Raw genomic sequence first — 14,224 nt, forward strand, 5'->3', positions numbered from 1 at the left:
GCATCCCGCGCGGAGAGGTCCGAGCCGCCTCCTATCGGGTCGATAGATTGAATAACACGCGCCAAGGCCTCACATTCTAGGTATCCCCGCGGCGACGGTGACACCGTTCTCGTGGCGCCTCCGATGCGCCAGTCTTCCTTTACCGTTCACCGCTGCCGCCCATCCGAATGACGCGAGGTACACGATGTCGATCAATCCCCTGCTGGAACGCAACACTCTGCCTCCCTTCGACACCCTCAAGGCCGAGCATGTCGAAGACGCGATCAGCGAACTGCTGGAGCACAACCAGCAGGAGATCGAGCGCCTGATCGAGGCCACCCGCGACGACACGCGCTGGGACAACTTCGCCGCGCCGCTGGAAGCGCTGGGCGACCGCCTGAGTCAGGCCTGGTCACCGGTCTCGCACCTCAACTCGACCATGAATTCCCCCAAGCTGCGCGAGGCCTATCAGGCCTGTCTGGCCAAGCTGTCGGCCTACTCCACCTGGGTGGGTCAGAACAGCGATCTGGCTGCGGCCTATCAGCGCCTTGCGGACAGCGACGAATTCGCAAGCCTCGATGAAGCCCAGCAGAAGGCGATCACCAACAGTCTGCGCGATTTCCGTCTCGCCGGTGTCGATCTGCCCCAGGACAAGAAGCAGCGTTATGGCGAGATCCAGGCGCGCCTGTCCGAACTCTCCAACACCTTCTCCAACCATGTGCTGGATGCCACCCAGGCCTGGCACAAGGATGTCGAGGAAGAGGCGCTGGCGGGCGTGCCGGAAAGTGGCCTCGCGGCGCTCAAGGCCAACGCCGAGGCCAAGGGGCTGGAAGGCTATCGCATCACCCTGGACTTCCCGAGCTTCTTCCCGGTGCTCAGCTACGCCGACAACCGCGAGCTGCGCGAGGAGGTCTACACCGCCTTCGTCACCCGCGCCTCGGAAAAGGGTCCCAACGCCGGTGATTTCGACAACGGTCCGGTGATCGAGGAGATTCTGGCCCTGCGTCAGGAACTGGCCAAGCTGATCGGTTTCGACGATTACGCCTCACTGTCACTGGCGACCAAGATGGCCGACTCGCCGGCACAGGTCATCAGCTTCCTCGAGGACCTCGCGACCCGTGCAGTGCCCCAGGCGCGTGAAGAGTTCAACGAGCTGGCGGCCTACGCCACCGAAAGCCTCGGCATCGATGACCTGCAACCGTGGGATGTCGGCTACGCCAGCGAGAAGCTGCGCGAATCACGCTACGCGATCAATCAGGAACAGCTGCGCCCCTACTTCCCGGCGCCGCAGGCCATCGACGGACTGTTCGAGGTGGTCAATCGCCTCTACGGCATCACCTTCCAGCAGCGTGAAGTGCCGGTGTGGCACGACGACGTCAGCTACTACGAGGTGATCGAGAATGACACGCCGATCGCCGGCTTCTATCTCGATCTCTATGCCCGCGAAGGCAAGCGTGGCGGCGCTTGGATGGACGAGTGCCGCGTGCGTCGTCGCCGCGAGGATGGCAGCCTGCAGTTGCCGGTCGCCTATCTGACCTGCAACTTCACCCGCCCGGTGGGTGGCCGCCCGGCGCTGCTGACCCACGATGAAGTGGTTACGCTGTTCCACGAGTTCGGTCACGGTCTGCATCACATGCTGACCCGTCAGGAAGTCGCCGAAGTCTCCGGCATCAATGGCGTGGCGTGGGACGCCGTCGAGCTGCCCAGCCAGTTCATGGAGAACTTCTGCTACGAGCGTGAAGGGCTGGATCTGATCGCGCGTCACGTGGATACCGGCGAGCGCCTGCCCGACGACATGCTCGAGCGCCTGCAGGCGGCACGCAACTTCCAGGCGGCGATGACCATGGTCCGCCAGCTGGAATTCTCGCTGTTCGACTTCCGCCTGCATCACGAGCTCGACACGCCGTCCGCCGGCAATGTCCAGACGCTGCTCGACGAGGTACGCAGCAAGGTCGCCGTGGTCCCGGCGGTCGAGTTCAACCGCTTCCAGAATGGCTTCAGCCACATCTTCGCCGGCGGTTACGCCGCGGGCTACTACAGCTACAAGTGGGCCGAAGTGCTGTCGGCGGATGCCTTCAGCGCCTTCGAGGAAAGCGCGGTCTTCGACACTGCTACCGGTCAGCGCTTCCGGGAAGAGGTACTGGCCAAGGGTGGCTCGCGTGATGCCGCCGAGCTGTTCCGCGCCTTCCGGGGCCGTGACCCGCAGGTCGATGCCCTGCTGCGTCACTCCGGCATCGGTGCCCAGGCGGCCTGAGCCTCGCCCAGACCCCGGTCTTGATGACGGCGCAAGCCTGATCACACACCGCTGTCCCTGCGCCCCTGACCTTTGCCGGTCGGGGGCGTATCATATGGCGCATCGTCCGCCTGACGCTCGCATTGCCCGATGCCGAGCGGCCTGACACAACCAGATCCTGACTGGAGGCACCATGTCTACCATCAAGCGCTTCATCGCGGGTGCCGTCTGCCCACGCTGCGGAGCAATGGACCGCCTGCGCACCTGGGAGCAGAACGAGACACGCTACCGTGACTGCGTGTCCTGTGACTTCTTCGAGCAGCAGGCCATCGAGGAACCGCCCACCCTCGAGGAGCTGTCCACGCGCGTGAACGCGCCACGCGACGAGCCCGCGAGTGATGAGGTCCAGCCGGTGCGTATCCTGGACCCCGGCAAGCGGCACTGACCGCATGTGATATCGCGAGCCCCCCGTGGCATCCATGCTTGCTGCATGAAAAAGCCCCGCCAGATGGCGGGGCTTTTGCGTATCAGCTCGACTGGCCGTCAGCAGGGCACGGCTTTCATTTGACCACGCCGCAGGCAACGCGCGAGCCGCCACCGCCCAGCTTGGGCGTATCGGTGTAGTTGTCACCGCCGGAGTGGATCATCAGCGCATGACCGCCGAGATCGCTCTCCTTGAGGCGCGGAGCCAACACCGGCAGCGAGATCTTGCCATCGGCATCGACGCTCAGCGCCGGAAGATCGCCCAGGTGACCATCGCCATACGGGCCCTGGTGGGTGCCGGTCTCCTCTGGGTCGAAGTGGCCACCTGCCGCGGCACCGGCCACGGCCTCACCGTCCTTCTCGGCGGGTTCGCAGCTGGCATTGGCATGCAGGTGGAAGCCATGGATGCCGCTTTCGAGCCCTTCGATCTTCGGCGTCAGCAGCAGACCATCAGCAGTGTCCTCGGCCATGATGCTACCGACGGTCTCGCCCACCCCGTCACTGCTGACACGATGCATTTCCACCTCGGTGGCCGCCTGGGCGACACCCCCGAACAACCAGGCACCCAGCGCCACCGCAGCGGCGCTCTTGAAGGGCTGTCTGGTAGATGACGCAAAGGATGCCGTGTGCTGTGTCTCGTGATTCATGAGCAATCTCTCCTTCACTGAGGCCGGCTCCACTGCCGACGCCTTGAGTGGCTTGCGGGCCGCTGTCGCAAGCGGCTACCCCTCAGACCTCAGGGCGAGAGACGTCACATTCAATGCAATTCTGCCAATGACTTGCCGCGTACGCTGGGCGAGCACACCTCAGCGAGAAGAGATCCCCAGGTTTTCCAGCACCTTGAGACACGGCCCGGCCTGGTTGAGGGTATAGAAATGCAGACCCGGCGCGCCGCCATCCAGCAGACGCTGACTCATCCGCGAGATCACCTCGGTACCGAAGGCCTGGAGGCTCTCGCTGTCATCGGCGTAGCTCTCGAGCTGCCTGCGAATCCAGCGCGGAATCTCGGCACCGCAGGAGTCGGAGAAACGCGCCAGCTTGGTGTAATTGGTGATCGGCATGATGCCCGGGATGATCGGCTGCTGGATGCCCAGATCACGTGCTCGCTCCACGAAGTGGAAGTAGGCATCGGCATTGAAGAAATACTGGGTGATGGCGATGTCGGCCCCGGCATTCATCTTGCGCGCGAAGTTCTCCAGATCCATACGGTAGTTGTCAGCCTGCGGGTGACACTCCGGGTAGGCGGCCACCGCGATCTCGAAATGATCGCCGGTCTCGTCACGCACGAACTCCACCAGCTCATTGGCATGGCGCAGTTCACTGCGCGCGCCCATCCCGGACGGCAGATCACCGCGCAGCGCCACCAGGCGCTTGATGCCCTGCTCGCGATACTCGCCGAGAATCTCGCGCAGCTCACCACGGTCGCTGCCGACACACGACAGATGCGGCGCCGTGCAGATACCGCTGCTGCGCACGGACTGCACGGTATTGAAGGTGCGCTCACGCGTGGAGCCACCAGCGCCATAGGTGACCGAGAAGAATGCCGGGTCCAGCGCGGCCAGACGGTCACGGACACCCATCAGCTTTTCACGTCCCACCTCGGTATTCGGTGGAAAGAACTCGAAACTGATACCTGAGGGGTGTTCGCTGGCGCTCATGGGGCGGCCTCCTGGTCGGTCGTGTCCGGCATTGATGTTCTTGTGCCGCACACGTCGCGGTGTGCGTGCTGCCGTGAGGCGCTGCGCTGATGACACAAGCGCGCGCACGGTGCATGTCATGCATCATGACCTGCGCCTCGATCCACGGCCAATGAAAGGTTTTCGCCTCAACATCAATATCATTCATATAAGAATCTGCTTTCTTATAACCACAACGCCTTACCCGACTCACCTGCTGCGCCACATCCTCCCTGCGGCCTGAGCGGGCGCCGTTTTCGAGATGACGTCGGCACATGACTCACGGCATGATGGCTCGCACGCCCCGCCCCACTTCACAAGGAACCGTGATGGATCACCTGGATCTGCAGCAACCGCTCTGGATGCTGATCACCTTCGTTGCCATCGGCGCACTGTGCGCCCGCAAGCTGGCCATCGACCCACGCCCCATCGCCACCTTGCTGATCTACGTGATCGCGCCGCTGACCTTCTTCCGCGGACTGGTGCTGGGCGAGCCCTCCTTGAGCGATCTGGGTCTGACACTGGGCCTGTTCACGCTGTCGAGCCTCATCTGTCTGCTGGTGCGTCCACTGGCCGCGAAGTTCTTCCCGCCGCAGGAGGCCGCCTTGCTCGCCTTCTCTTCCGGCACCGGCAACACCGGCTACTTCGGCCTGCCGGTCGCGATGCTGTTGCTGCCGCCGGAAGGCGTGACCCAGTACCTGTTCTGCCTGCTTGGCATCACCCTGTATGAGTTCACGCTGGGCTTCTACGTCAGTGCGCGCGGGCAGTTCTCGATGCAGCAAAGTCTGGTGAAGATCGCGCGGCTGCCGCTGATCTACGCCTTCATGGCCGCACTGCTGGTCGGCACGCTGGGGCTCCAGGTGCCGGGGGCGGTCATGGAGGGGCTCGACTACTTCAAGTACAGCTACACGGTGCTGGGCATGATGATCATCGGCATGACGCTGGGGGGCATAAGCCTGCGCGAGGTCGACCCGCGCTTCATCCTGGCCGCGACTGCCCTGCGTTTCGTGATGTGGCCGCTGCTGAGTCTGGGCAGCGTGATGCTGCTGGGCAGCCTGTTCGCACTCGACCCGGTACTGGCGCAGGTCCTGCTGCTGCTGGGAGTGGTGCCGATGGCCGCCAATGTGGTCGTGCTGGCCATCGAGCTGAACATCCAGCCGGCCAAGGGCGCGATCGCGGTGATGCTGACTACCCTGGCGGCCCCGCTGATCATCCCACTCTACCTGTCATGGATGCTGACGATCAGCGGGCTGGGGTGAGGCTCAGGCCCCGGCCATCTCGGGGGTGACGGCCTCGGTGGCGGGTGGCACGGCCTGACGCGGCATCACATGACGCGGGGCGCTTTCGAGAATCTGCCCCTGCCAGTCGATCAGATGCAGTGCGCCGTCGCCATCTTCCGCCAGCGCAGTGCAGTGCTCTACCCAGTCGCCGTCGTTGCAGTAGAGCACGCCATCCTCGACCCGAAAGCCCGCCTGGTGGATATGCCCACCGACATAGCCATCCAGGCCTTCGAGACGTGCCTGGCGCATGGCCGCCTCCTCGAACTGGGCCACATAGCGCTGGGCGACGCCACTGCGGCGCTTGAGCGCGCTGGCCAGCGACCAGTAAGGCAGACCGAACATGCCACGCGCGCGGTTGCACCAGCGATTGAGTGACAGGATGAAGCCGTGCATGCCATCCCCCAGCGTGAGCAGCCACGGCGCGATGCGCACATGGGTATCGAATTCATCGCCGTGGGAGACCAGCAGGCGACGTCCACTGCCCGTGGTATGAATCGCGCGCCGCTCGATGCTGACGTTGTGTAGCTTCAGACCGCACAGACGACGGAAGGCGGCATCGTGATTGCCGGGAATGTAGATGACCTCGCAGCCACTGCGTGCCAGGCGCAGTACCCGCGCCACCAGCGCCTGCTGGTCCTTGTCGAGCACCGCACGCTTGCGCATCGCCAGCAGATCCACGATATCGCCGACCAGATACAGACGCTCAGGGCGCACGCGCCGCAGCAGCTTCGCGAGCAGCGCCGCCTGACAGTCCGGCGTGCCCAGATGCACGTCCGAGATGAACAATGTCCGCACCTGGCCGAGTGACGCATGCCGTGGCGCCGCCTCTGCAGAAGACGCCGGAGAGGACGGGGGAGCGAAGTGCGGCACGGGCATGTCAGTTACCTCTGATCAATCACCTCGGGATCGGCGAGCGCAGACAGACATGGCTACGCCCCGGATTGCCGGACCAGAGTGACCGCGTGCGATGACGCCTCCATAACAGGACCATGACCGGGCGATGACAACCCGCCGCTCACGCCTGCTGATTGCTCCCCTTTACCACCGCATGCCGGCCGGCGCGCTTCTGGCGGTACATGCGATCATCCGCGATGTGGATGAGATCCTGCACGCTGATCTCGCCCTGCAGTACCGAGTCATGCGTGACCCGCCCGATGCTCACCTCGACCGGAAAGGCGATCTGCTCCTCGAGACGTTGCGCCTCCAGGTGATGCATCAGCTGATTCGCCGCCTGCTGACTGGCCATATCGCAGGCCCCGGGCAGCACGACCAGAAACTCGTCTCCGCCCAGACGGCAGGCCATCCCTTCCTCTCCCGCGGCCTGTGCCGCGCCTGCGGCGACCAGCTGGATCAGCCGGTCCCCCTGGGGATGGCCAAAGGTGTCGTTGACGTACTTCAAGCGATCGACATCCACGAACAGGATGGACAGACACCGGCGTTCTCGCAGGCTGGCGGCCAACGTCCTGTCGAGAAACTCGAGACCACAGCGGCGGTTGGGCAGGCTGGTCAGCAGGTCATGGTTGGCACGGTATTCCAGCTCATGCTGCTGCGTGAGCAGCTGCTGATTCATGTGGCTGAGCTCGGCGTTGCGCACCTCCAGTGCCCGGCGCAGCTTGACGGTACGCAGGAAAGTGGAGCTGCGGGCGTGCGCCAGCGCCGGCGCCATGATCATCGTCGCGACCATGTAGGCACCTCCCGCGCCGGCAAGGTCCTTGAGCGAGAGCGGGCTCAGCCATAGAAAGAGCGGCAGATAGCCCAGTATCAACGGCAGACTGCTGACCAGCTGGTACCGCCAGCCCCACACCAGCCACGCCGGCATGGCGATCAGCATGGAGGTCGAGAAGCTCAGGTTCCACAGCGATAGCGTGATGGCATCCTGGATCATCGTCGCGCCGAAGCAGAAATACAGATTGGCGCAGACGGCGCCGAGCAATGCGATATCGTCGGGCCGACGTGGCTGGCGACGCAGTAGCGTCACACACAGCACACAGACACCGAGAAGCAGGAAGCGCCCGAGCCACAGGGTCGGCCAGGCGTCAGGGACCTGGAAGTAATCGAACAGCAGAAAGCACGCCAGACCCGCCATCGCGAACAGCACGAAGGTATGATTGAGTCGCGCCCGATAATGGCGAGACTCCTCATCCTCCATCTCACTGCATGGCATGAGGTGATCATGGATCGACACGGCACGTCCTCTCGGAAAGCTGGGGCATGGCCTCATGCTACACCTGCCGCCAGCCTCCCCCTATCCCGACGGCTCGCGTCCCGCCAACGCTACTGCCACGTGTCCTGGCGGCGAGATGCACTCAGGGCCCGATACCGGGAAGGTACGGGCCCTGAGCGTCTCGACGTGACTCGCGCCTTTCGCCTGCGGTCAGACGACCTTGCCGCGTGAGCCAGCAGGCACATAGATGCGCGCGGAGGCGGCATCTCCCAGCCAATATCCCGAGAAGATGCCATACAGCCCTGCCGCCATCAGGCCGCCGATGAACAGCGTGAAGTGGGTGATGTCACCCAGCGGCAGGAAGCTGATCACCAGCGTCACCGCCGAGGAAGCCAGCAACGCCTTGACCGCCGCGACATTGACGCCCTTCTCGAAGAAATACTCCCCCTGCGCGCTGTCGGTGAACAGTGCCCGGGTGTTGATGCCGCCCTTGTGGATCAAGTAGTGATCGAACAGGATCACGCCATACACCGGGCCGATGGCTGCGGCGAGAATGCCCACGGTGTACTGGATGATTTCCGGATTGTTGAACAGATTCCACGGCGTGATGAAGATGGAGCCGACGGCGGCGAGCATGCCGCCCATCCGCCAGCTGATGCGCGACGGCGCCACATTGGAGAAGTCGAACGCCGGTGACACGAAGTTGGCCACGATGTTGATGCCGATGGTCGCCAGCACCAGGGTCAGGATGCCCAGCGCCGCCGCGACACCGTTGTCGATGCGCGCGACAGTCTCCATCGGGTCATGCAGCATCTCGCCGAAGATGGGCTGCGTGCCGGACACTACTACCACGGTGATGACGGCAAACAGCAGGAAGTTGACCGGCAGGCCCCAGAAGTTGCCGCGCTTCACGTCACCAGGCGTGGCGCAGTAGCGCGAGAAGTCGCCGAAGTTGAGCGTCGGACCCGCGAAGTAGCCCGCCACCAGGGCCGCGGCGATCACCATCTGCCACAGGGCATCACTGCCGGAGAGTGTCTTGCTGCCCAGCGTGAAGCTGATGTTGTCCCAGCCGGCCTGCCAGACGATCCAGCCCGCCAGCGCGAACATCACCACATAGACCGCCGGCCCGGCGAAATCGATGAAACGGCGCACCGCGTTCATGCCCCACCAGAACACCAGCGCCTGCAGCACCCACATGAACAGGAAGCAGTACCAGCCAAGCTGCGAGAGGCCGAGGTACTGGACCTCGGTCAGCCCCTCCAGCGACGGCACGTAACGCAGCAGCACCAGCATCAAGGCATGTGCCGCCAGATACGTCTGGATGCCGTACCACACCACCGCGATCAGCCCGCGGATGATCGCCGGGATATTGGCGCCATAGATGCCGAAGGACTGGCGGCAGACCACCGGAAACGGTACCCCCGTCTGCTGGCTGGGCCGCGAGATCAGATTGGCGAACACCTGCACCACCAGAATCCCCACCAGCATCGAGACCAGAATCTGCCAGCTGGCCAGGCCCAGAGTGAACAGACTGGCGGCGAAGACATAGCCACCGACACTGTGCACGTCGGACATCCAGAACGAGAAGATGTTGTACCAGTTCCAGTTCTGCTCGCAGGGCGCGAGGTCGTCGTTGATGAGCCGCTTGCTGGCGTTGCTCAGGTCAGGGGGAGTCTGGGGTGTCATTGTTGTCTCCAGAGGGGGCTTGGTGCCCGAGTGGACGTTCCGTCCGTGGGCCGGTCACGAGGCATCACGCCTCGCCATGCCTATCCCTCTATCAACAAGCATGCCAATGAAACACATGTTGCGGCTTTTCAATCTCCCAGCGTTTCCCCCAGCCCCCGTTCTGCCTGCACCTCCTGCCAGTACTGCCTCTCAAGCCGAAATCGCTGCCCCCTCAAGCACCATCGACTCCCCCTGCATTCGCCATATGCACCACCAGGGCGCACCAACGATGAAACGAACGTTGCTTAAGCGGTGATTGCCCGTCTGGCACGAATGCTGCTCATGTATTGACCATACTGCTCGAACGTCTCACCCATCCCCGCGAGCCGAACCTCATCACAGGAGACACGCGCCATGTTGCGTCTCAAGGTCATCAATCCCAACACCAGCCAGGCGATGAGCCAGCAGATGGCGCACTCGCTGCAACGACAGCTCGCGGACGACGTCCGACTCGAGGTACTGACCGCCGAGCATGGCGCCCCCAGCATCGAGACGGCCGTCGAGGAAGCCATGGCGGTGGTCGCGCTGCTGAGTCTGATCGCCCGGGACAGAGAAGGCCTGCTGGACACGCCCCCCGCCGATGGCTATCTGCTGGCCTGCTTCGGTGACCCCGGCCTCGAGGCCGCACGCGAACTGAGCCCCGTGCCGGTGATCGGCATCGCCCAGGCCGCCATGCACATGGCCACGCTGGCGGCTCCCTCCTTTGCCATCGTCACCAGCATGACCAGCACGCTGCCGATGTCCGAGCTGCTGCTGGAGCGCTATGCGATGCGTCCGCTGTGCAAGGCACTGCTGGCCTGTGACGTCCCGGTACTGGCGCTGTCCGAGGCGCGCACTCCCCCGCAGGCGCTGCTTGAGAGCTGTGAGCAGGCCAGGGCGAGCGGTGCCGGCAGCATCGTGCTGGGCTGCGCCGCGATGGGCCCGCTGCGCGACGCCATCGCTCGGGATATCGGTCTGCCGGTGGTCGACCCGCTGCTGGCGGGACGGGATCTGCTGCTGACATTGATGCGCCAGCCCGCCGTCACCCGCGCGGCACCGGGCGGCGAGGCCAAGTCGCTCAGCGGCGTCTTTGCCCGGGGGCTGGCCGCCCTCTGACCCGCCATTGCGATGCCCTTGGCTTGCCTCTCTCGACAGCAACGAAAACGCCCCCTCACTGCTGTCAGTGAGGGGGCGTTTCTCTTGGCAGGCTCTGACTCAATGCTGGTCGTGCGGCGCCTCCGAGCGAGAGCGATCCCCGACGACTGCGGTCACCAGCTTGCCGATGCTCAGGCCCTGCACGAGGATCGAGAACAGCACGATGATGTAGGTGGTGACCACCAGCGGCTCGCGGAAGTCACCTTCGGGAATCGCCAGGGCCAGTGCCACCGAGATGCCGCCGCGCAGGCCACCCCAGGTGAGCACGCGCGTGGTGCCGGCCCGGAAGGTATACCAGCGCCGCAAGATGCTCAGCGGAATGCCGATCAGCGCCAGACGCGAGAGCAGGATGACCGCCACCAGCGCCAGGGCGATGCCGATCGAGGTCAGGGTGATCGGCATCAGCACCAGCTCGAGGCCGATCAGCACGAACAGCACCGCGTTGAGGATCTCGTCGACCAGCTCCCAGAAACCGTCCAGATAGCGGCGGGTGTTGTCGGACATGGCGCCATCACGCGCCATGTTGCCGATGATCAGCCCCGCCACCACCATCGCGATGGGGCCGGAGACGTGCAGCGCCGAGGCCAGCGCGTAGCCGCCCAACACCAGCGCCAGGCTTAGCATCACCTCGACTTGATACTGGTCGATGCTGCGCATCAGCTGATAGACCAGCGCTCCCAGTGCCAGCCCGAGCAGAATCCCGCCGCCGGCTTCCTCGAGGAACAGGAGCCCCATGTGGCCGAGCTCGACCTCACCGCTGCCCGCCGAGGCCGCGCTCAACAGCGCGGTGAACAGCACCACCGCCACGCCATCATTGAACAGTGACTCGCCGACGATGCGGATCTCCATGTCGGCAGGCGCTCCGGCGCTGCGCATGATGCCGAGCACGGCGATCGGGTCGGTGGGCGAGATCAACGCGCCGAACACCAGGCAATACAGGTAGGGCACCTCGATGCCGGCCCACTGGAACAGCCACCAGGCGGCGGAGCCGATCACCAGGGTCGAGACCAGCACGCCCAGCGTGGCCAGCAGGCCGATGGAGCGGCGATAGGCCTTCAGACGCGAGAGATCCACGTGCAGCGCACCGGCGAACAGCAGGAAGGACAGCATGCCGTCCATCAGCAGGCTGTTGAAGTTGATGCGCCCCAGCCAGTCTTCCGCGATGTCGGCCACGACGGTGGTCACCGCGAAGTGATCCAGCCCGATCACGCCGAGTGACAGCACCAGACCGATGGCCATCACGCCGATGGTCGGGGGCAGGCGCAGGACCCGGTGGTTGAACCACATGCACACGGCAGTGATGGTAATGAACAGTGCAGCGAGATTGAGCATCCGAAAACGATCCTTTGCAGTGGCGCCGATACCCTGGAGGGCATGACGTCCTTGTCATTCGTCTTTCATACGAGCTGGTGTGGTGAGCCACTCGCGTGGCCAGCAGCGCTGATCGTGACTGCCAGCACTGGCCGTGATTCCCAGCACTGGCCGTGACTACCAGAGATCGCCGTGACGTTCACGGTGACAGAGATAGAGACGCAGCTCGAACTCACGTTGATGATACTCCGGCTGCATGTGACAGCAGAGTCGATAGAACGCCTTGTCGTGAGCCTTCTCGCGCAGATGCGCCAGCTCATGGACCACGATCATGTTCAGCAGCGGCTCCGGCAGGCGCCGAAACAACGACGAGATGCGGATCTCGTGCTTGGCCTTGAGCTTGTTGCCCTGCACACGCGACACGAAGGTGTGCAGCCCCAGGGCGTTGTCGATGACGTGAATCCGGTCGTCATAGACCACCTTGCTGATCGGCGCCGAGCTGCGCAGGTACTGATTCTTCAGCGCCATGGTGTAGTCATGCAGCGCACGGGCCCCCTGCAGCTGATGTGGCTCGGGATATCTAGCGAGAAAGAAGGCTGCCGTCTTGCCCGACGCCAGCAGTTCACTCGCCTGCTGTTGGATCTCGGGGCCGTAGCCCTTGAGATAGCGTAGATCAGCCACTGGGCCTCTCTCCTGTTGCTGTCCCACAAAGGGTCAGACCTGCGTGTCAGTCGGGCTCGCGCCGCTAACGCTCCACCAGAGACAAGAAAACCCGCCGAAGCGGGTTTTCCTGTCATGACACTGAGCCGGTGGGGGCGAGATGCCCCTCCCCTGCCAAGCCTGTCGAGCTGACGACCTTACAGGCCGGCAGCAGCCTTGAGGCCAGCGGCACGGTCGGTCTTTTCCCACGGGAAGGCGGTGAAGGTTTCGGTCTTCTTCTCGCCGGTCACGTCGGTCCAGCTGTAGCTGTGCTCGAACGGCTCACGACCGAAGTGGCCGTAGGCAGCGGTCAGCTGATACATCGGGTGCGCCAGATCCAGCATGGTGGTGATGGCATACGGACGCAGGTCGAAGTGCTCGCGCACCAGCTCGACGATCTTGGCATCGCTGATCTTGCCGGTGCCGAAGGTGTTGATCGAGACGGAAGTCGGCTCGGCGACACCGATGGCGTAGGAGACCTGGATCTCGCACTTGTCGGCCAGACCGCTGGCGACGACGTTCTTGGCCACGTAACGACCGGCATAGGCGGCGCTGCGATCGACCTTGGACGGGTCCTTGCCGGAGAAGGCACCACCACCGTGACGGGCCATGCCGCCGTAGGTGTCGACGATGATCTTGCGGCCCGTCAGACCACAGTCACCCACCGGGCCACCGATGACGAAGTTGCCGGTCGGGTTGATGTGGTATTCGGTGGTCTCGGACAGCCACTCGGCCGGCAGGACCTGCTCGATGATCTCGCGCTTGACCATCGCGCGCAGGTCTTCCTGGGACACTTCCGGGTCATGCTGGGTGGACAGCACGACGGCTTCGACGGCGACCGGCTTGCCGGCTTCGTCGTAGCGGAAGGTGACCTGACTCTTCGCATCCGGACGCAGCCACGGCAGCATGCCGTTCTTGCGCAGTTCCGCCTGACGCTCCACCAGACGGTGAGCGTAGTGGATCGGCGCCGGCATGAAGGAGTCGGTCTCGTTGGTGGCATAGCCGAACATCAGGCCCTGGTCGCCCGCGCCCTGATCTTCCGGCTTGGTGCGATCGACGCCCTGGGCGATATCGACGCTCTGCTTGCCGATCAGGTTCAGGACACCACAGGTCTCGCCGTCGAAACCGACATCGGAAGAGGTGTAGCCGATATCCGTGATGACACGACGTACCAGCTCCTCGAGATCGACCCACGCGCTGGTGGAGATCTCACCGGCCACGATGGCCACGCCTGTCTTGACGAGCGTTTCGCACGCCACGCGTGCCTGCTTGTCGCGCGCGATGATGGCATCGAGCACGGCATCGGAAATCTGGTCGGCAATCTTGTCCGGGTGCCCTTCGGACACGGACTCGGATGTGAAGAGTGAGTATTCGCTCATTGGTCCTCGACCCTCTTTTCGGATGCGGGGATGATTCGGCCACTGACGGCAGATGGCTGCTTGAGACCGAGTAGAAACACGCTTGCGGCGCACGTTGAGGACTGACACAGACGGCCCGGCCTCGGGGGGGCGAGTTTACACGCCACTTATGTGAGTGCCTA

Annotated in this window: 12 protein-coding genes; 4 read left to right on the forward strand and 8 right to left on the reverse strand. The window is 64.0% G+C overall.

Translation table 11 applies throughout. The features are described 5' to 3' along the window. Positions 1–184 precede the first annotated feature (184 nt). Together prlC and HXS66_RS09810 are read left to right on the forward strand one after the other, a co-directional pair. Positions 185–2,233 (forward strand): oligopeptidase A, encoded by a 2,049-nt coding sequence (prlC, locus tag HXS66_RS09805; protein ID WP_176503466.1) that lies wholly within the window; start codon positions 185–187, stop codon positions 2,231–2,233. 172 nt (positions 2,234–2,405) lie between these two features. Then, positions 2,406–2,657, forward strand: a complete 252-nt coding sequence (locus HXS66_RS09810; protein ID WP_077379959.1) for a YheV family putative zinc ribbon protein — start codon at positions 2,406–2,408, stop codon at positions 2,655–2,657. 115 nt (positions 2,658–2,772) lie between these two features. On the opposite strand, the gene sodC is transcribed toward HXS66_RS09810, so the two are convergent. Beyond that, positions 2,773–3,342, reverse strand: coding sequence for a superoxide dismutase family protein (gene sodC, locus HXS66_RS09815; RefSeq protein WP_176503467.1), 570 nt, complete (start codon positions 3,340–3,342; stop codon positions 2,773–2,775). 159 nt (positions 3,343–3,501) lie between these two features. Continuing rightward, a complete protein-coding gene (gene metF / locus HXS66_RS09820) occupies positions 3,502–4,353 on the reverse strand; it encodes a methylenetetrahydrofolate reductase [NAD(P)H] (protein ID WP_077379955.1) in 852 nt (283 codons plus the stop codon). A gap of 347 nt (positions 4,354–4,700) precedes the next feature. Between metF and HXS66_RS09825 the strand changes: the two genes are divergently transcribed. Then, positions 4,701–5,630 (forward strand): AEC family transporter, encoded by a 930-nt coding sequence (locus HXS66_RS09825; protein WP_077379953.1) that lies wholly within the window; start codon positions 4,701–4,703, stop codon positions 5,628–5,630. A 3-nt stretch (positions 5,631–5,633) separates the two neighbouring features. On the opposite strand, the gene HXS66_RS09830 is transcribed toward HXS66_RS09825, so the two are convergent. The 3 genes from HXS66_RS09830 to HXS66_RS09840 form a co-directional block, all read right to left on the reverse strand. Continuing rightward, positions 5,634–6,527: a UDP-2,3-diacylglucosamine diphosphatase gene (locus HXS66_RS09830; protein ID WP_176493856.1), complete on the reverse strand. Its 894-nt coding sequence runs from the start codon at positions 6,525–6,527 to the stop codon at positions 5,634–5,636. Between the two features lie 139 nt (positions 6,528–6,666). Then, positions 6,667–7,815, reverse strand: coding sequence for a GGDEF domain-containing protein (locus HXS66_RS09835; protein WP_170212646.1), 1,149 nt, complete (start codon positions 7,813–7,815; stop codon positions 6,667–6,669). A 210-nt stretch (positions 7,816–8,025) separates the two neighbouring features. After that, entirely contained in the window at positions 8,026–9,501 is a 1,476-nt protein-coding gene (locus tag HXS66_RS09840; protein ID WP_077379947.1) for an NCS1 family nucleobase:cation symporter-1, read from the reverse strand. Between the two features lie 393 nt (positions 9,502–9,894). Between HXS66_RS09840 and HXS66_RS09845 the strand changes: the two genes are divergently transcribed. After that, positions 9,895–10,635 carry an aspartate/glutamate racemase family protein gene (locus HXS66_RS09845; RefSeq protein WP_176503468.1) on the forward strand — a complete coding sequence of 247 codons (741 nt, stop codon included), beginning with the start codon at positions 9,895–9,897 and terminating at the stop codon, positions 10,633–10,635. Between the two features lie 99 nt (positions 10,636–10,734). On the opposite strand, the gene HXS66_RS09850 is transcribed toward HXS66_RS09845, so the two are convergent. The 3 genes from HXS66_RS09850 to metK all read right to left on the reverse strand — a co-directional run bounded on the left by HXS66_RS09850 (position 10,735) and on the right by metK (position 14,063). Continuing rightward, the gene (locus tag HXS66_RS09850) at positions 10,735–12,006 is read right to left on the reverse strand and encodes a sodium:proton antiporter (RefSeq protein WP_077379943.1); all 1,272 of its coding nucleotides are present in this window, start codon (positions 12,004–12,006) and stop codon (positions 10,735–10,737) included. Between the two features lie 156 nt (positions 12,007–12,162). Beyond that, complete coding sequence (locus HXS66_RS09855; protein ID WP_077379941.1) at positions 12,163–12,666, reverse strand: M48 family metallopeptidase; 504 nt, start codon at positions 12,664–12,666, stop codon at positions 12,163–12,165. 176 nt (positions 12,667–12,842) lie between these two features. Next, positions 12,843–14,063, reverse strand: coding sequence for a methionine adenosyltransferase (gene metK / locus HXS66_RS09860; protein ID WP_077379939.1), 1,221 nt, complete (start codon positions 14,061–14,063; stop codon positions 12,843–12,845). Between the last annotated feature and the right edge of the window lie 161 nt (positions 14,064–14,224).

Origin of the sequence: Cobetia sp. 5-11-6-3 (assembly GCF_013374055.1) — a bacterium.
Taxonomy (GTDB): domain Bacteria; phylum Pseudomonadota; class Gammaproteobacteria; order Pseudomonadales; family Halomonadaceae; genus Cobetia; species Cobetia marina.